Source organism: Azospirillum sp. TSO35-2 (assembly GCF_003116095.1).
Taxonomy (GTDB): Bacteria; Pseudomonadota; Alphaproteobacteria; order Azospirillales; family Azospirillaceae; genus Azospirillum.
In genome coordinates this window covers 2,086,039-2,106,257 of sequence record NZ_LGRA01000021.1, presented here as the reverse complement: position 1 = coordinate 2,106,257, position 20,219 = coordinate 2,086,039, and the positions used below count along the sequence as shown (strand labels likewise).

Here is a 20,219-nt window from a genome sequence, read left to right as displayed (position 1 = left end):
GTGGCGCAACCTGAACCGCTTCGGCGACCTCGCCCGCCGCATCGTCGGCGGCGACGAGAGCGCCGAGGACGGCGCGCCCGACGACCGGTCGGGCCGTCACGCCTCCTTCGCCGCCCGCAACACCGTGCCCGAACTGGCGGGGGTGGCCGAGGATTTCGACCGGCTGGTCGCCACCCTGCGCGACAGCGCCCAATCCTTGCGTCGGGCGGCCGAGGACAACGCCCACGCCTTCAAGACGCCGATCGCGGTGATCCGTCAGTCGGTGGAGCCGCTGCGCCGTGCCCTGCCCGCCGAGAACGCCCGCAGCCAGCGCGCCCTGACCATGATCGAGAAGTCGCTCGACAAGCTGGACGGGCTGGTGTCCTTCGCCCGCCGCATGGACGAGGCGGCGGCCGACCTGCTGGCCCCCAACCGCCGCCGCGTCGACCTGTCGGCGCTGGTGGAGCGGATGGCCGGCGGCTACACCGGGCTGTTGGCCGAACGCCGGCTGCACATGCGCTCGCGCATCGACGCCGCGCTGGTGGTGCGGGCCAGCGAGGAGACGCTGGAGACCATCGTCGAAAACCTGGTGGAGAACGCCGTCAGCTTCTCGCCGCCGGACGGCGGCGTCAGCGTCCGCCTGACCCGCAGCGGCCCATGGGCCGAGCTGGTGGTCGAGGACGAGGGGCCGGGCGTCGACCCCGCCAACCTGGAACGCATCTTCGAGCGCTACTTCTCGCACCGCGAGCCCGGCCGTGGCATGCCGGAGGACGAGGCGGCGGCCCATCAGGCCGGCGCCGCGCATTTCGGCATCGGCCTGTGGATCGTCCGCCGCAACATCGAAGCCTTCGGCGGCCGCGTCCGCGCCGAGAACCGCCCGACCGGCGGCTTCCGCATGACGGTGGCGCTGCCGCTGGCCGGGTGAGTGGAAGCGGAGTTATTGGGCCGGCAGCGGCGGCACCCCGTCCTTCCACTGGTCCCAATGGCCGACGATGTGGTCGACCATGCGGGATCCGACCAGCTCGACGTTCTCCACCGTCTCGGCGAAGCCGCCCGCCGTCTCGCCCGGCTTCGGGTCCAAATGCTGCAGGGTGGTCTCGTTCGGGTTGCCCTGGTCGAAGTTGACGGCGCCCCGCAGGCTCATCACCCGCTCGGAGCCCTGCAGCCGCTTGATCACCAGCGTGATCGCCGCCGCCTCCATCTCGGTGATGACGTAGTCGTCGGCGCCGTAGAGCTTGGCGATGTATTGCGCCTGGGCCGACATCCCCGGCCCGTGGAAGAAGGTGTCGCCGGTCATGTGCGTGCCGGTGCCCACGAAAGGTGCACGTTGCGCGGTTTCCTGCGGATAGCGCTTCCGGTAGGCACGGGCCGGCTCGCTGTCCTTCAGCGGCGTGTCGGCGGTCAAGCGCATCGCCCAGGACACCAGCGCCGGGTTCATCGGGAACAGCCGCACCGCCTCATACCCCTTGCGCGGCATGAAGGTCGGCTCGCCCGGCTTGCCTTCTTCCGGTGCCCAGCGGTGTCCCAGGTCGTAATCGACCAGCCATGTCGCCCAATTCACCTCGCCGATGGTGCCCCGCGACGGCGGCGTGCCGGCGACGCCGGTGATCAGGAAATAAGCCTGCGACAGGTCGAGCTGCGGATTCAGCAGGATCGCCTGCATCGACGCCGACGAGCTGACCTTGCCCATCCCCAGCACCGAACCGCAGACACCGTCGGCGTTGCAATAGACCGGGTTCAAGGCGCCCTTGACGGTGATCGGCTCGGCGCTCTGCCAATAGCGCTCGTACCAATGCTGGAACTCGCCGGCCCGGTCGCCGGTGTTCTTGCCGATTTCGAACATCGAGCCGACGAACACCTTGACCTTCGTCGGCTCGGCGGCCTGAACGGGGGCATGGACCCCGAACAGGAGGAGAGCCGAAAGGACGGCTCCGCGGCAGTGGGACAGCAACGGCATGTGCGATCAACTCCATGGGACGAAAAGGCGCATCATAGTATGCAACGGATGCGCCAAGCGTGCCATGGCGGGTGAGGCCGGGTTCGAAAGCCCCTGATGGTCCGAACCCGGACGGTGCCGACCTCCCCGGCCGTCCGCTACCGCGGCGCCTGCAGCAGCCCGACCGCGCCGCGCGCCACCTCGTGCAGGTCGGCTTCGCCGCCGGACTGGACGTGGGCGAACAGGCCGGCGCGCATGCGCGGATCCCAGAATTTGCGGATGTGGGTGGCGGTCTCCGTCACCGCCTCGTCGCGCGGGTAGGTGGCGAAGTGGACGGCGATCTGGTTCGCCATCCGGACCAAATCCTTGGTGTGACCTGAGGGGGCGTGGCTCATAGGGTGTCTCCCGTGGCGGGCGTGGGTTGGGTTCAGCGGAACAGGATGACGCCGTCGCGGCGCGACAGCGATCCCAGGGTCAGGCCGGCGTTGCGCGCCAGTTCCAGCGCCAGCGCCGTCGGTGCCGAGATGGTCGCCAGCAGCGGGATGCCGACCGCCGCGGTCTTCTGCACCAGTTCGAAGCTGCAACGGCTGGTCATGACGACGAAGCCGGTCGCCGGATCGGCCCCCGACGCCACCACGGCGCCGATCAGCTTGTCGAGCGCGTTATGGCGGCCGACATCCTCGCGGGCCAGCCGGATGCTGCCGTCCGGCGCGCACCACGCCGCGGCGTGGACCGAGCGGTTGGCCTGGTTCATCGGCTGGTGGTCCGGCAGCGCCCGGAAGGCGGCGGCCACCGCGGCCGGTTCGACCTCCAGCGTGGCGGTGATCGCCTTGGGCTCCCGAACGGCGTGGACAAGACTGTCCACGCCGCACAGGCCACAGCCGCTCCGCCCCTCCATGGAGCGGCTGCGCAGGCTTCCGCGCAGGAGACGCAGCGGGTCGACCGTCAGGTTGACGACGAAGCCCAGTTGCGTTTCCCGCACGTCGATGCTCTCGACGTCGGCGGCGGTCCCGACGATCTCCTCGGCCAGGGCGAAACCCAGCGCGAAATCTTCCAGATCGGCGGGGGTCGCCATCATCACCGCGTGGGAGCGACCGTTGTATTCGAAGGCGACCGCGGTTTCCTCCGGCACCTGCCATTCGACGTCGGCGCCCTCCTCCACCCCGACACCGGCGGGAAAGCCGGTGCCGGTGACGGCGATCGAGCACATGGTGGTGTCGTCCGGTTGGATGGAACCCGAAGGCATCGCGGTCATGCTTCCCACTCCTCAGGACGTTATTCGGCGGCGAGGACGTTGGCGGCGGCGATGCGCTTGCGCTCGACGTCGTTCTTCGCGTGGTCGACCTGCCAGTCCGAGGGCTGGTTGCTGCGGGCGACCTGCACCGCCGTGACCTTGTATTCGGGGCAGTTGGTCGCCCAGTCCGAGTTCTCGGTGGTGATGACGTTGGCACCGGTCACCGGGTGGTGGAAGGTGGTGTAGACGACGCCGGCCGGCATGCGGTCGGAGATGACCGCACGCAGCGTGGTGGCGCCCATGCGGCTGGCCAGCGACACCATGTCGCCATCCTTGACGCCCCGGACCTCGGCGTCCACCGGGTTGATCTCCAGCACATCCTCCGGATGCCAGGCCACGTTGGCGGTGCGGCGGGTCTGGGCGCCGACGTTGTAGTGGGCGAGGATGCGGCCGGTGGTCAGCACCAGCGGGTACATCCGCGTGGTCCGCTCGTCGGTCGGCACATATTCGGTGATCACGAAGCGGCCGAGGCCGCGCGCGAACGTCTCGCCATGCATGATCGCCATGCCGGTGTCGTCGTCCTCCAGCCCGGTGCAGGGCCACTGCACGCTGCCGACGCGGTCGAGCTTGTCGAAGCTGACGCCGCGGAAGGTCGGGGTCAGCCGGGCGATCTCGTCCATGATCTCGGACGTGGTCTCGTAGTGCATCGGGTAGCCCATCGCCGTCGCCAGCGCGCAGGCGACCCAATGCTCGTCCCTCCCGACCTTCGACGGCATCGCCTTGCGGACGCGGTTGATGCGGCGCTCGGCGTTGGTGAAGGTGCCGTCCTTCTCCAGGAACGAGGTGCCGGGGAAGAAGACATGGGCAAAGGCTGCCGTCTCGTTCAGGAACAGGTCCTGGACGATGACGATGTCCAGCGCCTCCAGCGCCGAGGTGACATGATGGGTGTTCGGGTCGGACTGGACGATGTCCTCGCCCTGCACGAACAGGCCGCGGAAGCTGCCGTCATGCGCGCTGTCGAACATGTTGGGGATGCGCAGGCCCGGTTCCGGGTCCAGCGTGACGCCCCAGGCGGTTTCGAACTCCTGGCGGACAAGGTCGTCCGACACGTGGCGGTAGCCCGGCAGCTCGTGCGGGAAGGAGCCCATGTCGCAGGAGCCCTGCACGTTGTTCTGGCCGCGCAGCGGGTTCACGCCGACGCCCTCGCGGCCGATGTTGCCGGTCGCCATCGCGAGGTTGGCGATCGCCATCACCGTGCTGGAGCCCTGGCTGTGCTCGGTCACGCCCAGGCCGTAGTAGATCGCGGCGTTGCCGCCGGTGGCGTAGAGGCGGGCGGCGCCGCGGATCTGATCGGCCGGCACGCCGGTGCGCGATTCCAGATGCTCCGGCGAGTTGCGATGCTCGGCGATGAACGCCTCCCACTTCGCGAACTCCTTCGGATCGCAGCGTTCCTCGACGAAGGGACGGTTCACCAGCCCTTCGGTGACGATGACGTGGGCGATGGCGTTGACCACGGCGACGTTGGTGCCGGGCTGGAGCTGGAGGTGGTAGTCGGCCTGAACGTGCGGGCTGCGCACCAGATCGATGCGGCGCGGGTCGATGACGATCAGCTTGGCCCCGGCGCGCAGCCGCTTCTTCATACGGGAGCCGAACACCGGGTGGCCGTCGGTCGGGTTGGCGCCGATCACCAGCAGGACGTCGGACTTGTCGACGCTGCGGAAATCCTGCGTGCCGGCCGAGGTGCCGAAGGTCTGCGACAGGCCGTAGCCGGTCGGCGAATGGCAGACGCGGGCGCAGGTGTCGATGTTGTTGGTGCCGAAGGCGGCCCGGATCATCTTCTGGACGACGTAGACCTCCTCGTTGGTGCAGCGCGACGAGGTGATGCCGCCGATGGAGCCCTTGCCGTACTTCGCCTGCACCGCCTTCAGCCGCTCCGCCGCGTAGGCGACCGCCTCCTCCCACGACACCTCGCGCCACGGGTCGGTGATTTTCTCGCGCACCATCGGCTTCATGATGCGGTCCTTGTGGGTGGCGTAGCCCCAGGCGAAGCGGCCCTTGACGCAGGAATGGCCCTCGTTGGCGCCGCCATCCTTCCACGGGGTCATGCGCACCACCGTGGTGCCCTGCAACTCCGCCTTGAAGGAGCAGCCGACGCCACAATAGGCGCAGGTGGTGATGACGCTGTGCTCCGGCTGGCCATGCTCGATGATCGACTTCTCGGTCAGCGTCGCGGTCGGGCAGGCCTGGACGCAGGCGCCGCAGGACACGCACTCGCTGTCCATGAAGCTTTCCTTGGCGCCCGGCGATACCGTGGACGCGAAGCCGCGACCGTCGATGGTCAGCGCGAAGGTGCCCTGGGTCTCCTGGCAGGCCCGCACGCAGCGCGAGCAGACGATGCATTTGGACGCGTCGAAGGTGAAATACGGGTTGCTCTCGTCCTTCGCCGCCGCCCGGTGGTTTTCGCCGTCGAAACCATACCGGACGTTGCGCAGCCCCACGGCGCCGGCCATGTCCTGCAACTCGCAATCACCGTTGGCGGCGCAAGTCAGGCAATCGAGCGGGTGGTCGGAGATGTACAGCTCCATCACGCCGCGGCGCAGCTTCGCCAGCTTGTCGGTCTGGGTGTGGACCTTCATGCCGGGAGCGACGGGGGTGGTGCAGGAGGCCGGGGTGCCGCGGCGCCCCTCGATCTCCACCGCGCAGAGGCGGCAGGAGCCGAAGGGTTCCAGACTGTCGGTGGCGCACAGCTTCGGCACGGTGATGCCGGCGTCCATCGCGGCGCGCATCACCGAGGTGCCTTCGGGAACGGTGATGCTACGGCCGTCGATCTCCAGCGTCACCAGGGTCGCGGAGACGCGGGCCGGGGTGCCGTAGTCGGTCTCGTGGATGAGGGTCATCTCGGGGGCTCCTGGGATCGCTCGTTATTCGGCGGCGATGTGGGTGACGCGGACCTGGGGCGTTTTGCGGAAGTCTTCCGGGAAGTGCTTCACCGCGCTGCGCACCGGATAGGGCGTCATGCCGCCCATGGCACAGAGCGAGCCGTCCACCATCACGTCGCAGAGGTCGGCGAGCAGCTCCAGGTTCGTGTCGACGTTCTTGCCGGCGATGATCTTGTCCAGCGTCTCCATCCCGCGGGTGGAGCCGATGCGGCAGGGGGTGCATTTGCCGCAGGATTCCGCCACGCAGAACTCCATGGCGAAGCGCGCCTGCTGGGCCATGTCGACGCTGTCGTCGAAGACGACGATGCCGCCATGGCCGACCATCGCCTCCTGCGCGGCGAAGGCCTCGTAATCCTTGGGCAGGTCGAACTGCGAGGGCGGCAGGTAGGCACCGAGCGGACCGCCGACCTGCACCGCGCGGATCGGCCGGCCGGTGATGGTGCCGCCGCCATACTCGTACAGCAGCTCGTGCAGGGTGATGCCGAACGCCTTCTCGACAATCCCACCACGCTTGATGTTGCCGGCGAGCTGGAACGGCAGCGTGCCGCGCGACCGGCCGACGCCGAAGTCGCGGTAATACGCGCCGCCCTTGTCGAGAATGATCGGCACCGAGCAGAGCGACAGCACGTTGTTGACCACGGTCGGCTTGCCGAACAGGCCCTCCAGCGCCGGCAGCGGCGGCTTGGCGCGGACCATGCCGCGCTTGCCCTCCAGGCTCTCCAGCATCGCCGTCTCTTCGCCGCAGATGTAGGCGCCGGCGCCGACGCGGACGTCGAGGTGGAAGGTGCGGCTGGTGCCGTGGATGTTGTCGCCCAGCCAGCCCTCGTCATAGGCCAGCCGGATCGCGTGGCGCAGCGTCTCGGTCGCGTGCGGGTATTCCGAGCGCATGTAGACGTAGCCGGAGGTCGCGCCCACCGCAATGGCGGCGATGGTCATGCCCTCGATCAGGCAGAAGGGGTCGCCCTCGATGATCATGCGGTCGGCGAAGGTGCCGCTGTCGCCCTCGTCGGCGTTGCAGCAGACGAACTTCTCGTCCGCCTTGGCCTGCATCACCGTGTTCCACTTGATGCCGGTCGGGAAGCCGGCGCCGCCGCGGCCGCGCAGGCCGCTGTCGGTCACCGCCTTGATGATTTCGGCCTGCGACATCGCCAGCGCGTTTTCCAGCCCGCGGAAGCCGCCATGGGCGCGGTAATCCTCGACCGACAGCGGGTCGATGATGCCGCAGCGGGCGAAGGTCAGCCGCTCCTGCTTCTTGAAATAGGGGATCTCTTCGGTCGGGCCGTGGCCGAGCGCGTGCTCGCCCCCGGTCAGGAAACCGGCGTCGAACAGGCCGGCGACGTCGGCGGCCGTGACCGGGCCGTAGGCGACGCGGCCGTCCGGCGTTTCCACCTCGACCAGCGGTTCCAGCCACAGCATGCCGCGCGAGCCGTTGCGGACGATGCGCAGCGGCAGGGCGCGCGCGGCGGCCTCGGCGCGGATGGCAGCTGCCACGGCGTCGGCGCCCACCGACAGGGCGGCGGCGTCGCGCGGCACATAGACGGTGATCAGCTGGCCGCTCATTGCGCGTGTCCCTTGTGGGAGTGGGTGATGTGGGGGACGGCGCGGGCCTGGGCGGCGAGGTCGTCGAAGCGGTCCGGGCTGACGCGCCCGTGCAGCTGCTCGTCGATCATGACGGCCGGCGACAGCGCGCAGTTGCCCAGGCAGAAGACCGGCTCCAGCGTGAAGGCGCCGTCGGCGGTGGTGCCGTGGAAATCGACCTGCAACCGCGACTTGATGTGGTTGACCAGCGTGTTGGCGCCCATCGACTGGCAGGCTTCGGCCCGGCAGACCTTGATGATGTGGCGGCCGGGTTTCTCGCGGCGGAATTCGTGATAGAAGGACACCACACCATGCACGTCGGCGCGCGAGAGGTTCAGCTCCGTCGCCAGCAGCGGAATGGCCTGTTCGTCGATGTAGCCGAACTCTTCCTGCAGCGCGTGAAGGATCGGCAGCAGGGCGCCGCGCAGATGCCGATTGTCGGCGACAATCGTCATGGCGCGCTCGGCGCTCCACGGTTGGCAAGCGTTCACGGGGTATCCCTCCTTGCGATCGCCCGCGCCGTCCTTGGTGTCCGGCGTCGTTCTGGCTTGGCTCTGTTGGCTCACCGGTCGGTTTGTGGCGGCCGGCGATCGCTACAGTGGCGGAGGATACGGTATACCAGCAAATTGTATTTTCTGATGGCGCGATAGCTTTTGGCTATCACGGAGGGGGTCGCGCATGCCCCCTCCCTAACCCTCCCCCACCTTCGGTGGGAGAGGGAACTCCGCCGCTTTCCTGCACAAGCGCGTGTCCCCTCCCCTGCATCAGCGGGGGAGGGTTAGGGAGGGGGCAAGCGCAGCAACCCCTCAGCGGATCGCCAGCCGCCAGGGGATCATCGCGTCGGCGGTGACGATGGCGACGCGGTGGGCGATCTCGGCGTCGGTCGCGGCGACGGCCAGCGCCCGGGCCAGCGGCGGCGGCGGGTCGCGGTCAGCGTGAGCCAGCCCGACGACGTAGCTCATGTCGGGATCGACCAGCGGCAGCGCGACGAGGTCGGGATGCGGCGGCACGACGGTCAGCAGTTGCCCCGGCACGATGCTGGCGCAGTGGTCGGCGCGCACGATGGTGTAGAGCGTGACGATCGAGTTGGTTTCCATCGCCGGCTCCACCGCCCGGCCGGTCATGCGGAAGGCGGTGTCGGCGATCCGGCGGTTCTGCATGTCCGGCGTCAGCAGGCAGAGCCGCAGGTCCGCCGCCTTCTCCCACGGGATGGCGCCCTGGGCGATCTGCTCCTCGCTCACCTGATTGCGCTGGGCCAGCAGGTAATAGCGTTCCGAATAGAGCGGCAGGGTGCGGACGTTGTTCAGCGGCTCGTTGTCGAGGTAGGTGATGGCAGCGTCGATCTCGAACTCGTCCAGCCCACGCTGGATTTCGCGCGAACTCAGCGACGCCACGCTGGAGCGGATGTGCGGGAAGCGGCTGGTGATCGGGGCCAGCACATGCGGAACCACCGGCAGCGCCGTCGGGATGGCGCCCAGCCGCAGATGCCCGGTCACCCCCTGGGCCAGCGCCAGCAGCTCGTGCCGCAGGTTGTCGCGCTCGCCGACGATGCGGCGGGCGTACTCCAGCACCTTCAGCCCCTCCGGCGTGAAGCCTTCGAACTTCTGCCCACGTTCGACGATCGGGACCTGCAGTTCCTCTTCAAGCTGGCGGATGGCGTTCGACAGCGTCGGCTGCGAGACGTGGCAGCTCTCCGCCGCGCGCCCGAAATGCTTCTCGCGCGCCAGGGCCAGGAGGTAGACGAACTTGCGGAACATCGGCTGCGCTCGCTGTGAGGCCCCCTCGAGGGAACGACGCAGCATAGCGGGGCCATGGCCGGCGCGGCAATCGCCCCTGCCCTACTCCCCCTCCTCCGCGAACTCGCCGGTCGCGTCCATGATCGCGGCACGGAGCTGGTCGGCCTTGGCCGGGCCGGCGACCAGCTCCAGCAGGCGCAGCGCGTAGAACAGGTTGATCTCCGCCGTTTCGGCGTCGTCGGCGTTGCCGGCCAACCGAGGGTAGCGCGCCAGAAGGGCGTTCGCCCGCAGCAGCAGCCCTTTCTCCATCGACATCAGCGTGTCGTTCAGCGGCTGGTGCAGGCCGAGCGCGTCGGCCAGCCCCTCGCAGCGGCGCAGCGCGCGGGCATGGTCTTCGGCGGCGGACTGGACGTCCTCGTCGACCGGCACCGGGCGGCCGCCGTCGTCAGGGCCGTCGGCGGGCGCGGCGATGGCGGTCAGGATGCCGGCGGAGGCGGTGTCGAGCACGTTGCCGGTGACCATCGTCCGCACCGCCGCCTTCACCGCCGCCAACCGCTCGCGATAGATGGGTTCGGCCAGGACGTCCATCACGGCGGTGGTGGTGTCGACGCTGGCGACCAGTCGTTCGGCGATGGCGATGGCGTCCTCCGGCGAGGCGACGGCGCCGGCGCTGCCCGGGTCGCCGTCCAGGCGGGCGGTGCGCTCCTCCAGGTTGGTGACCACCAGCCCACTGAGCTGGGCGAAGATCACCGGCTGTTCGCGCCGTGCCTTGCCGAGGTCGATGTCGTTCAGCACCGTCAGCAGGTCGGCCGGCGTCGCCAGCCGCGAGGCGACGACCAGCAGCAGGTAATAGACCGACGACGGCGCCTGCCGCGCCGCCGCCTGGGCCGCCTGCTCGATCACGGCGACGTGGGTGTCCTCCAGGCGGGACAGCGGCTTGGGCGACAGGTCGTCCTTCAGCGCCTCCACCGTCGGACCGATCTCCAGGAAGGCGGCGATGTCCAGCACCTGCCGGCGCAGATCCTCGTCACCGTGCAGCATCCGTCCCATCAGCTGGCGCGAGCCGTCGCCGTCGGCCGCCGCGCGGATCACCTGGGCCGCCATCGGCCACAGCCGGCGCCCGATGTTGCGCAGCGCGTTCAGGTTCCCCGGCGCGATCTCCTGCACCTGGCGGTCGAGCTGGTCGATCTGGTGACGGTCGGCGAACTCCGAGACGATGCGCCAGACCGGATCGATCACCCGCCGTTCGATGCGGCCCAGCGGCACGTCGAGGCCGCTGAAGCTTTCCAGCACATCCTCGAACGGCATGCACAGCACGCGCTTCAGCGTCGGCCGGCGACCGGGGCGGACCTGGACCAGCCGCGGGCGGATCGCGGCGAAGGTCTGGCGGACGTCGGGATGGTCGCGCACCCGTTCCAGCAGGCGGACCACCTCGATGAACTTGTCCTCCGGGATGTCGAACAGCCGGTTTTCCAGCCCCGGCAGCCGGGCGACCGGCCCTGGCGCGACCGTCCCGCCGGCCTGCTCCCCGGATGGCTGCTGGCCCCTGCCCCCGCCGGTCATGGCGCGTGCGCCTTCACAGTCTCGATCCGGCGGATCGCGTCCACGTCCAACTGGCCGGTGCGCCAATCCTCCAGCATGCGGACCGACCGGCGATGCGCCAGCTTGACCCGCTTGCAATCCTCCATCAGGTCGCGGCTGCTTTCCTTCTTGGGCAGCAGCGGCAGGATGCGGAACAGGTCGTTGATGGTCGCCGCCTGCTGGTGATGGTCATCCTCCTGCGCCACCTCCCACGCCCCGGTGATGTGGCTCCAGCCGTCGAGCAGCCACGCCATGCGGCCGGCCTGGTTGCGCACGCGGATGAACTCGCTGTCCCAGTCGCGCATCAGCGGGCCGATCGCCTCGATCCGCCGGTGGAAGTCGGCTAGCACCTTTTCGCCGATGCCGACGGTGTGCTGCGCCACCTCCGCGCAGAAGTCGGCGACCGGAGCGGCGTCGCTCGGCACCGTGCGGGCCCATTCGACCATGCCGTCGCGGAAGCCCTTCAGGTCGTCCAGCCCGCGCACCAGCCGCCCCGGCTTGGGCGAGCGCGCCAGCCCGACCGGCGCCGCGACGGCGGCGATGTCGGCCAGCCGCGCGTAGAGCAGCGTCGCGTCCATCCTCAGGCTTTCCGCGGCGCGGGTCATCAGCTGACGGGTCAGCCGCTGCCCCTCCTCGGTGCCCAGCCCGGCCCGCAGGATCTCCGGCGATTCCAGCCCCACCGCCTTCAGGATCGCCAGGATCAGCATGTAATGGGTGAGCGTGCTCTGCTCCTCGTCCTCCTCCAGGGCGCGGCGGGCGGCCTGGGCCGCCTTCGGTCCGGCGAGGCCACGGCGCGCGGCGCGCAGGGTCGCCCGGCGGATCTCGTGCGGCGAGCAGGCCTCCTCCTTCACGATCAGGTCGTGCAGGTAGCGGTCGTGCATGGTCATCGACACCATCTCCGGCACCGCCTTCCAGGCGACGACGTAGATGCCCATGCCCTGCGACAGGCTGGGGATCAGCACCTCAAGCTTCGACCGGTCGCCGCGCCGCACCCGTGTCTGCGACAGCAGCGGCGTGGTGAAGGCCACCGCGGCCCCCCGCTCCTCGAAGGTCGACGGCGCGTATTCAATCGCACCCTTCAACATGATCGCTGTTCCGGATTCGCCTGCTGATCAACCTGGGGACGGGGCGGGCGGGATCCCACCGGAGCCCCGCAACCACCGACCATCCATTGTTACATGGTGATAAGATAAGTCCCGACCATAAACTTGTTGTGAAATGTAGCAACGTGCGACGCCCTGTCGCGGTTTCCGAGGTCGCGCCACCAACCATCAACCACCCTAGTCCGGACGAATGCTTATTTCCATCCGGCGACATATTGAAACCGGTGCAGATGCTCTATCGTTCGCTTGCTTGATCTTTTGAGCGCTGAAGGACAGGACCCGGCCAGCCACGGCCCTTGCGCTTTGCGCGGCGACGCGACAGTTTGGACGACGCTGAAAATCTCGAAGACATGGGAGTGACAGAGGGTGAGCAACATCGGCATCGTGCTCGGGCGGTTCCACCGCGCCGAAGTGGAGGAGATGCTGGACGAGGCGCGCACCGTCGCCGCCCGCCGGGGTCTCGGCATCGCGGCGGAGGTGTGGGTTCCCGGCTCCATGGAAAAGCCGCTGGCGATCAAGCGCCTGCTGATGCGCGACGACGTCGTCGGCGCGGTGGCGCTGGGCATCATCGAGCGGGGGGAGACCGAACACGGCAACGTCATGGGCCACGCCGTGATCAAGAGCCTGATCGACCTGCAGCTTCAGTTCATGAAGCCGGTCGGCGTCGGCATCCTGGGGCCGGGCATCAACCCGTCGCAGATCCCGCCGCGCATCCGCCCCTACGCCGCCGCCGCGGTGAACGCGGTCGCCGACCTGCTGGAAAGCGCGTAAGCGCCGATCACCTGGCGGGGCGCCGGCGGTGCAGGACATGCAGCGCCCCGCCGAACAGCAGGCCCCAGAAGGCTGCGCCGACCCCGAAGACCGACAGGCCGGAGGCGGTCACCAGCAGCGTGACCAGGGCGGGCATCCGCTCCTCCTCCACCTGCACCGCGGCCAGCAGGGCGCCGCCGAAGGCGCCGATCAGCGCCAGCCCGGCCACCGCCTCGATCAGGATCGGCGGCGAGCGGGTGACCAGCGTCGCGGTGACCGCCGCCAGCGCCGTCAACGCGATGTAGCCGACGCCGGCGGTCGCCGCCGCCTGCCAGCGCCGCGCCGGCTGCGGGTCGGCGTCGGGACCGGCGCACATCGCCGCGGTGATCGCCGCCAGATTGACCGTCGGCGCCCCGAACGGCGCCGCCAGCGCCGACGCGGCGCCCGTCGCCAGGAACGCCGACGGCACCCGTGGCGTGTAGCCGAAGCTCGCCAGCACCGCCAGACCGGGGATGTTCTGCGACGCCATGGTGACGATGAACAGCGGCAGGGCCAGACCGACCAGCGCCTCCCAGGTGAAATCGGGCGTCACCAGCGCCAGCGACGGCCATAGGGTGGCCGGCAGCGCGCCCGACAGCGGCGGGTCCATCGCCAGCGCCGCCAGCGCCGCGGCGGCGGCGGCCGGCACGGCGTAGAGCCGGGCGACGCGCCCGACCACCGCCCAGACCGCCAGCACCAGCAAGCCCAGCCCCGGCGCCTGCCCCATCGCCAGGAACGGGGCCAGACACAGCTTCAGCAGCAGGCCAGCCAGCATGCCGTTGGCCAGCGGCTTGGGGATCGCCGCGATCCAACGGCCGAGCGGCGTCCACAACCCCGCCACCATGATGAGGCCCGCCACCATCAGGAAGGCGCCGACCGCCGCCGGAAACCCCCCAGCCGCCGGGCCGGTCGCCGCCAGCAGCGCCATCCCCGGCGTCGTCCAGGCGATGCTGATCGGCTGACGGTGCCGCCACGACAGGACGACCGCCGACAGCCCCATGGCAAAGCCCACCGCCACCAGGGCGGAGGTGATCTGCGCCGTGTCGGCTCCGACCGCCGACAAACCCTGGATCACCACCGCCACCGAACTGGCGTAACCGACCAGCGCCACCACGGCGCCGGTGGCGAGCGCCGACGGCGACAGGCCCGAACCGGGCGCTGCGGCGACGGTCCGATCGAGGGGAGATGAGCCGGGCATGGCCGGTCCTTTCCAGGACGTGACAAGGACGGACAAGATCGTTAGATTGGATCCAATATCCGCGCAAGCGGTTTTTCTCACCCCGTCCTCCCCTACCCCGGCCCCCCATGCCCCAGACCTCGAACTCCCCCTCCCCTGACCTGACGACGGTGATCGCGCGCAACCGGCCGCGCTTCCGAACCGCGACCGAGTTCGTCGAGGCGGCGATGCGCGAGGCGATCCTCGGCGGGGTGCTGCCCGCCGGCGCCCCGCTGCGGCAGGAGGAGCTGGCCGCCGCCTTCGGCGTCAGCCGCATGCCGGTCCGCGAGGCCCTGCGCCAGTTGGAGGCCCGTGCGCTGGTGGAGTTCCATCCCCACCGCGGCGCGGTGGTGGCGGCGATTTCCGCGGCGGATTCGGCCGACATCGGCACCATCCGCACCGCGCTGGAACCGACGGCGCTGCGCCTGTCGCTGCCGCGCCTCACGCCCGAGGATTTCGCCCTGGCCGCCGAGCTGCTGGCGGAAATGGACGCCGAGCCCGATCCGGGCCGGATGGGGGAGCTGAACCGCCGCTTCCACATGACCCTCTACGCCCGCGCCGGCCGGCCGCGCCTGCTGGCGCTGGTGGAGCAGCATCTGGCCGCTGCCGACCGCTACCTGCGTTTCCAGTTCGTCGCGCTGGGCTACCAGTCGCGCTCCCAGGACGAGCATTACGCGCTGCTCGCCGCCTGCCGGGCCGGCGACGTCGAGGCGGCCTGCGCCAATGTGGTCGACCATGTGACGCTGGCGGGCGAGCAGTTGACCGCCTTCCTGGACCGGCCGGACTGACGGGCCCGTCCCCCGGTGCCGATCAGCGCGGCCCCAGCAGGTCGCCCACCGCGTGGCTCAACTGCCGCGGCGTCACCGGCTTGTGGATGATGCCCAGCCCATGGGCGGCGGCGTCGCGTTCGCAGTCGGGACCGGTTTCCCCGGTCAGGATGACGCCGGGCACGGCGCCGTGTTCGGGATCCTTGAACAGGTCGCGGATGCGCGACACCGCCTCCGTCCCATAGCGGCCCTCGCGCAGGCGGTAGTCGGCGACCACGATGTCCGGCCGGCGGGTCGACCGCCGCAGCGCCTCGACCGCGGCGTCGGCCGACCCGGCGACCAGCACGTCGTAGCCCCATTCCCGGAAGATCGTCTCCAGCCCCAGCAGGACGATCGCGTCGTCGTCGACCACCACGGCGAACCGGCCGCGGCCGGCGGTCGCCTCGTCCGCCGGGGTCTGCGGCCGGACGGGCGGGCGGCCAAGCGGCAGGGCGATGACGAAGCTGGTGCCACCGCCGGGCTTGGAATGGACGTCCACCGGGTGGTTCAGCAGTTGCGACAGCCGCCGCACGATCGCCAGCCCCAGCCCAAGCCCGCGGTTGCGGTCGCGCTCCTGGTTGCCGACCTGGTGGAACTCCTCCCAGATGCGTTCGAGGTGGTCGGGGGGAATGCCGATGCCGGTGTCGCGCACCTCGATCAGCAGGCGGCCGCCGGCCTGACGGCATTCGACGTCGATGCGGCCGCTCTCGGTGTAGCGCAGGGCGTTTTCCACCAGATTGCGCACCATCCGGGTCAGCAGCGTGCGGTCGGTGCGCGCGGCGGCGTTGCAGGCGGACACCCGCAGTTCCAACCCCTTGGCCGCCGCGACCGGGCGATAGGACGCGCCGATGTGGTCGAACAGCGGGGTGATGGCGACATTCTCGATGTTGGGCTGCACCACGCCGGCGTCGAGCCGCGACATGTCCAGCAGGCTGTCGAGCAGTTCCTTCAGCGCGTCGAGCCCGCGGCCCAGATGCATCAGCGCGTTGGCCCCCTGGCTGCCCTGCACATAGGGCTTGAGGACGTCGACGAACAGCAGCAGCGCCTGCAGCGGCTGGCGCAGATCATGGCTGGCGGCGGCCAGGAACTTGCCCTTGGCGAGGTCGGCCGCCTCCGCCGCCTCCTTCGCCTCCATTAGCGCCTGCTGCGCCTGCCGCCGCGCGGTGATGTCGCGGAAATAGACCGACAGCCCATCGGCGTTGGGGTAGATGCTGACCTCGACCCAGGAATTGAAGATGGACGACAGCGTCTCGATGGTCGTCTCGCGCCCTTCGCGCATCGCCTGACGCTGCGCCTCGAAGGATTCGCTGCCCAGGAGTTGAGGGAAGGCCTCCCACAGCCGGAGCCCCAGCAGGTCGTCGCGCGAGCGTTCCCAGACCTGTTCGGCCTTGCGGTTGATGTAGGTGAAACGCCAGTCGCGGTCGACGGCGTAGAAGGCGTCGCTGATGCTCTCCAGGATGCAGACGGTCCGCGCGTGCGAGGCGCGCGCCTCCTCCTCCGCCCGCTTGCGGGTGGTGATGTCGCGGAAGAAGCAGCCGACCCCCTCCGGCGTCGGCAGCATGCGGATTTCCAGCCACATCGAGGTGGTTTCGTTGGTGAACTGCTTTTCGATGCTGGTCGGGATACGGTCGGTCATGGTCTGCCGGCACAACGCCTCCAGGTCGGACCCGGCGAGATGCGGCCACACCTCCCACAACTGGCGCCCGCGCAGCGCCGACAGCGGCTGGTGGTCGAGCTGTTCGGCGCGCCGGTTCTGCCAGATCACCCGATAGTCGCGGTCGAGCGCCACCAGCGCCTCGTCGATGCTGTCCAGGATGTCGGTCGCCCGCTTGCGCGCGTCGGCGATGGCCTCCTCCACCCGGCGCTCGTCGGACCGGTCGTGCAGGATCCACAGGAAGCCGTCCTCGTCACCGCGCAGCGGCAGGATGGTGTAGGAGCCCCACAGCTCGCGGCCGTCGCGATGAAGGAAGACGCGCTCCCCCTGGATCTGCCCCTCGGCCAGCGCCTGCCGCCGCAAGGCGTCGGCGACGCCGGCGGCGAGGTCGTCGGGCCGGAACAGGAAGGCGGCGTCCCGGCCCTTCACCTCCTCCTCCGACCAGCCCAGGATGCGGACGGCGCCGGGATTCCAACTGGTGATGCGGCCGTCGGGCGACAGGGTCAGGATCGCGTGGCCGATGGCGCTGTCCAGGATCGCGCGCAGACGCCGTTCGCTGTCGGCATGGGCGGCCCGGCTGTGCTCCAGCGCGTTGCAGGCGGTGCGGAGGTCCTCGTTCAGCGCGGTGACGGTCAGCAGGTCGTCGCAGCCGGTGCAGGCGGCGCTCAGCGATGCCCGCAACCGGGCGTTCTCCTGCTCCAGCGCGTCGATCCGGGCGTGCAACACATACTCGCCGCCCTCATGGTTGCCGGTGCGGTCGGTGGGAGCGAGTTGCGGATCGGTCATCGGTGCCCAAGAGAAACAAAAGCCTCACCCGACGAGAGTGCGCACTGACCAAAGCATCTGTAAATCATCCAAAGGCAATATTCCGGATGATCAGAAAGTCGAACGATCTTTATCGAAGTTGTTACCGCATATTCGCAATAGCCCTCACCATCGCGCGCACGCCCGGATCGGGGACTTTATCCCGCCGCAACGCCAACCCTAACGTGCGGACCAACGGCGGTTCCAGCGGCCGGACGGCGAAACGGTCGCGATCGCCGCCGCCCTGGACGGTGACCGCCGGCAGGATCGACCGGCCGAGCCCGGAGGCCACGAGGTTCTTGATCGCCTCCACATTGCCCAGTTCCATCGCCGGGCGCGGCTGGGTGCCGCCGGCCAGGAACCAGCCGTCGATCACCGCCCGCATGGTGCCGCCACGCTCGTACAGGATCAGGGCGCCGTCGGCCAGTTCCGCCGGGGTGATGCCCGTCTCCGCCGCAGGACCATCGCCGCGGGCGTCGACCGCAACCAGCTCCTCGGTGCAGACCGGCTCGATCGACAGGCCGGCACGGCCGGCGGGCAGCGTGACCAGCGCCAGATCCAGCGACCCGGCCTCCACCGCGTCGAGGATGTCCGGCGTGTTGCCGGTGACGACGATGATCTCCAGCCCGGGATGGGCGGTGCGCAGCGCGGTCAGGATCGGCGGCAGCCGGTAGATGCAGGCGGTGGCGCCGGTGCCGATGCGCACGCGCCCGACCTGCCCGGCCCGGTGGAGCCCCATGCTGGCGGTCGCCGCCGCCACCTCGTCGCGCAGGCGGCGGATGAAGGGCAGCAGGTCGCGGCCGGCGGCGGTGGGCAGCGCGCGCTTGCCCACCCGCTCCACCAGACGGACGCCGAAGCGTTCCTCCAGATTGCGGATCTGCATGCTGACCGCCGGCTGGGTCAGGCCGAGCCGGGTCGCCGCTTCGGTGAAGCCGCCATGCTCCACCACGGTGGCGAAGGTGACGAGCTGGTCGAGGTTCAGGCCGCGCATACCCACAGTCTTTCTTATGGTTCCGATCAAATCAATAAATTTGCCTTTTGGTCGCCGCTCCGCGACGGTTGGGGCATGACGAACGCCGCCATTCCCACCCCTGCCTCCGCCTCGGCCCCGACTTGGCTGGTCCTGCTGTGCGCCAGCCGTTTCGCCAGTTCGGTGACCTTCATGGTCTATGCCGGGGCGCTTGGTCCGGCGATGCAGGCCTGGGGCATGTCGGCGGGGGAAGCCGGGTCGATCCAAACCGCCTTCAACGTCGCCTACGCCCTGTCGCTGGTCGCCTCATCCTGGTTCGCCGACAGCCTGGGCGCCAAGCGCGTCTTCCTGTGGGCAAGCTGGGCGACGGCACTGACCGGGATCGCCTTCGCCCTGTTCGCCCGTTCGGCCGGCAGCGGGCTGGTGCTGTTCGCGCTGCTCGGGCTGACCCAGGGCGGCACCTACGCCCCCTCCATCATGCTGGTGGCGCAGGGGGTGCCGGCCGAACGGCGGGGTGCCGCGGTCGGCTGGCTGCTGGGCGCCGGGTCGCTCGGCTATTTCGCCTCCATCGCGCTCGCCGCCGGGCTGGCCGAACGGTTCGGCTACGAGGCCGCCTTCATCGTCTGCGGGCTGGCGCCGCTGCTGGCGACGCTGCTCGCCACGCCGGGGCTGCGCGGACGGCCGAACCATGCGACCGGCGGGTCGGCGCGGCGGCTGCGCGGCGCCTTCCGCTTCCTGGGCGACCGCCGCTCCGTCCTGCTGACCGCCGGCTACACCACCCATTGCTGGGAGCTGCTGGGCATGTGGGCGTGGCTGCCCGCCTTCCTCACCACCAGCCTCGCCAGCGCGGGCGGCGCTGGAATGCGCGGCCTGTGGATCGCCGGGGCCGTCCACATCTCCGGCTTCCTGTCGTCGCTGATCATGGGCCGGGCCTCCGACCGGCTCGGCCGGCGGGCCGTTCTGGTGGCGATGGGCGCGCTGGGCGCCGCCTGTTCGGCGTCCATCGGCTGGATGGACGGCATGCCGCTGGTCCTGGTTCTGGCGGTGGCCGCCCTCTACGGTTTTTCCGCCCTGGGCGATTCGCCCGTGCTGTCCACCGCGATGACCGAAGCGGTCGAGCCGGGCAGCCTGGGCGCCGCGCTGGCCGTCCGCTCCATCCTCGGCTTCGGGGCCGGCGGGGCTGCGCCGCTGGCGGTCGGCCTGGTGCTCGACCAGACCGGCGGCGCCGGCTGGGGCTGGGGTTTCGCGCTTCTGGGCGTCGGCGGCGGGTTGGCGACCGTCTGCGCCCTGTGTCTTCCCGCCGACCGTCCTGTCCGGAGTTGATCCTCATGCCTGCCGTCACCGTCCGGGCGTCCACCGACGCCGACATTCCCGCCATCACGGCGCTCTACGCCCGCCATGTCCTGACCGGCACCGCGTCGTTCGAAGAGGTTCCGCCAAGCGAGGCCGAGATGGCCCGCCGCCGCGCCGACATCCTGGGCCGCGGCCTGCCCTATCTGGTGGCGGAGTGCAACGGGCGGCTGGCCGGCTACGCCTATGCCGGGCTCTACCGCACCCGCAGCGCCTACCGCTTCACGCTGGAGAACTCGGTCTATGTCGCCGAGGGGCTGGGCCGGCGCGGCATCGGCCGGGCGCTGATGATGCCGCTGATCGAGGCGTGCGAGGCGGCGGGCTACCGCCGGATGGTCGCGGTGATCGGCGACAGCGCCAACCACGGCTCCATCGGCCTGCACAGCGCCTGCGGCTTCCGCCCGGTCGGCGTGCTGCCGGCCGTCGGCTTCAAGTTCGGCCGCTGGCTGGACAGCGTGCTGATGGAACGCCCGCTCGGCCTGGGCAGCGACAGCCTGCCGATCGGCTGACCGGTCAATCGGCGCCCAGCAGTTCGTCGGCACGC

At 70.0% G+C, this 20,219-nt stretch carries 17 protein-coding genes; 5 read left to right on the top strand and 12 right to left on the bottom strand.

Features of this window, described 5'->3' with window-relative positions:
- The coding region (locus tag TSO352_RS25625; protein ID WP_146210814.1) for a HAMP domain-containing sensor histidine kinase at positions 1-904 on the top strand (904 nt) is incomplete at its 5' end.
- Between the two features lie 12 nt (positions 905-916).
- Here the strand turns inward: TSO352_RS25625 and TSO352_RS25620 are convergent.
- The 9 genes from TSO352_RS25620 to TSO352_RS25580 all read right to left on the bottom strand — a co-directional run bounded on the left by TSO352_RS25620 (position 917) and on the right by TSO352_RS25580 (position 12,068).
- The gene (locus TSO352_RS25620) at positions 917-1,936 is read right to left on the bottom strand and encodes a purine nucleoside permease (RefSeq protein ID WP_109109947.1); all 1,020 of its coding nucleotides are present in this window, start codon (positions 1,934-1,936) and stop codon (positions 917-919) included.
- A gap of 137 nt (positions 1,937-2,073) precedes the next feature.
- Positions 2,074-2,268: a formate dehydrogenase subunit delta gene (locus TSO352_RS25615; protein WP_247872432.1), complete on the bottom strand. Its 195-nt coding sequence runs from the start codon at positions 2,266-2,268 to the stop codon at positions 2,074-2,076.
- Between the two features lie 74 nt (positions 2,269-2,342).
- Positions 2,343-3,170: a formate dehydrogenase accessory sulfurtransferase FdhD gene (fdhD, locus tag TSO352_RS25610; protein ID WP_199231724.1), complete on the bottom strand. Its 828-nt coding sequence runs from the start codon at positions 3,168-3,170 to the stop codon at positions 2,343-2,345.
- A 20-nt stretch (positions 3,171-3,190) separates the two neighbouring features.
- Positions 3,191-6,046: a formate dehydrogenase subunit alpha gene (gene fdhF / locus TSO352_RS25605; RefSeq protein WP_109109945.1), complete on the bottom strand. Its 2,856-nt coding sequence runs from the start codon at positions 6,044-6,046 to the stop codon at positions 3,191-3,193.
- A gap of 24 nt (positions 6,047-6,070) precedes the next feature.
- Positions 6,071-7,648 carry an NADH-quinone oxidoreductase subunit NuoF gene (locus TSO352_RS25600; RefSeq protein ID WP_109109944.1) on the bottom strand — a complete coding sequence of 526 codons (1,578 nt, stop codon included), beginning with the start codon at positions 7,646-7,648 and terminating at the stop codon, positions 6,071-6,073.
- Positions 7,645-8,157, bottom strand: coding sequence for a formate dehydrogenase subunit gamma (locus TSO352_RS25595; RefSeq protein WP_109109943.1), 513 nt, complete (start codon positions 8,155-8,157; stop codon positions 7,645-7,647). Before TSO352_RS25595 ends, TSO352_RS25600 begins: the two co-directional genes overlap by 4 nt.
- Positions 8,158-8,472: 315 nt before the next feature.
- A complete protein-coding gene (locus TSO352_RS25590) occupies positions 8,473-9,423 on the bottom strand; it encodes a LysR family transcriptional regulator (RefSeq protein ID WP_109109942.1) in 951 nt (316 codons plus the stop codon).
- Positions 9,424-9,504: 81 nt separating this feature from the next.
- Positions 9,505-10,965 carry a hypothetical protein gene (locus TSO352_RS25585; protein WP_247872430.1) on the bottom strand — a complete coding sequence of 487 codons (1,461 nt, stop codon included), beginning with the start codon at positions 10,963-10,965 and terminating at the stop codon, positions 9,505-9,507.
- Entirely contained in the window at positions 10,962-12,068 is a 1,107-nt protein-coding gene (locus tag TSO352_RS25580) for a hypothetical protein (protein WP_109109941.1), read from the bottom strand. Before TSO352_RS25580 ends, TSO352_RS25585 begins: the two co-directional genes overlap by 4 nt.
- A gap of 384 nt (positions 12,069-12,452) precedes the next feature.
- Here TSO352_RS25580 and TSO352_RS25575 point away from each other — a divergent pair, with 384 nt between their 5' ends.
- Positions 12,453-12,857: a 6,7-dimethyl-8-ribityllumazine synthase gene (locus TSO352_RS25575; RefSeq protein WP_109109940.1), complete on the top strand. Its 405-nt coding sequence runs from the start codon at positions 12,453-12,455 to the stop codon at positions 12,855-12,857.
- 7 nt (positions 12,858-12,864) lie between these two features.
- Here the strand turns inward: TSO352_RS25575 and TSO352_RS25570 are convergent, their stop codons facing one another.
- Complete coding sequence (locus tag TSO352_RS25570) at positions 12,865-14,073, bottom strand: benzoate/H(+) symporter BenE family transporter (protein WP_109109939.1); 1,209 nt, start codon at positions 14,071-14,073, stop codon at positions 12,865-12,867.
- 107 nt (positions 14,074-14,180) lie between these two features.
- On the opposite strand from TSO352_RS25570, the gene TSO352_RS25565 reads away from it, so the two are divergent.
- Entirely contained in the window at positions 14,181-14,879 is a 699-nt protein-coding gene (locus TSO352_RS25565; protein WP_109109938.1) for a GntR family transcriptional regulator, read from the top strand.
- 22 nt (positions 14,880-14,901) lie between these two features.
- Here the strand turns inward: TSO352_RS25565 and TSO352_RS25560 are convergent, their stop codons facing one another.
- Together TSO352_RS25560 and TSO352_RS25555 are read right to left on the bottom strand one after the other, a co-directional pair.
- Entirely contained in the window at positions 14,902-17,337 is a 2,436-nt protein-coding gene (locus tag TSO352_RS25560; RefSeq protein WP_109109937.1) for a PAS domain-containing protein, read from the bottom strand.
- Between the two features lie 121 nt (positions 17,338-17,458).
- Positions 17,459-18,346, bottom strand: coding sequence for a LysR family transcriptional regulator (locus TSO352_RS25555; protein ID WP_109109936.1), 888 nt, complete (start codon positions 18,344-18,346; stop codon positions 17,459-17,461).
- Positions 18,347-18,421: 75 nt separating this feature from the next.
- On the opposite strand from TSO352_RS25555, the gene TSO352_RS25550 reads away from it, so the two are divergent.
- Together TSO352_RS25550 and TSO352_RS25545 are read left to right on the top strand one after the other, a co-directional pair.
- Positions 18,422-19,648: an MFS transporter gene (locus tag TSO352_RS25550; RefSeq protein WP_109109935.1), complete on the top strand. Its 1,227-nt coding sequence runs from the start codon at positions 18,422-18,424 to the stop codon at positions 19,646-19,648.
- A gap of 5 nt (positions 19,649-19,653) precedes the next feature.
- Positions 19,654-20,184: a GNAT family N-acetyltransferase gene (locus TSO352_RS25545; RefSeq protein ID WP_109109934.1), complete on the top strand. Its 531-nt coding sequence runs from the start codon at positions 19,654-19,656 to the stop codon at positions 20,182-20,184.
- The last annotated feature ends 35 nt before the right edge of the window (positions 20,185-20,219 follow it).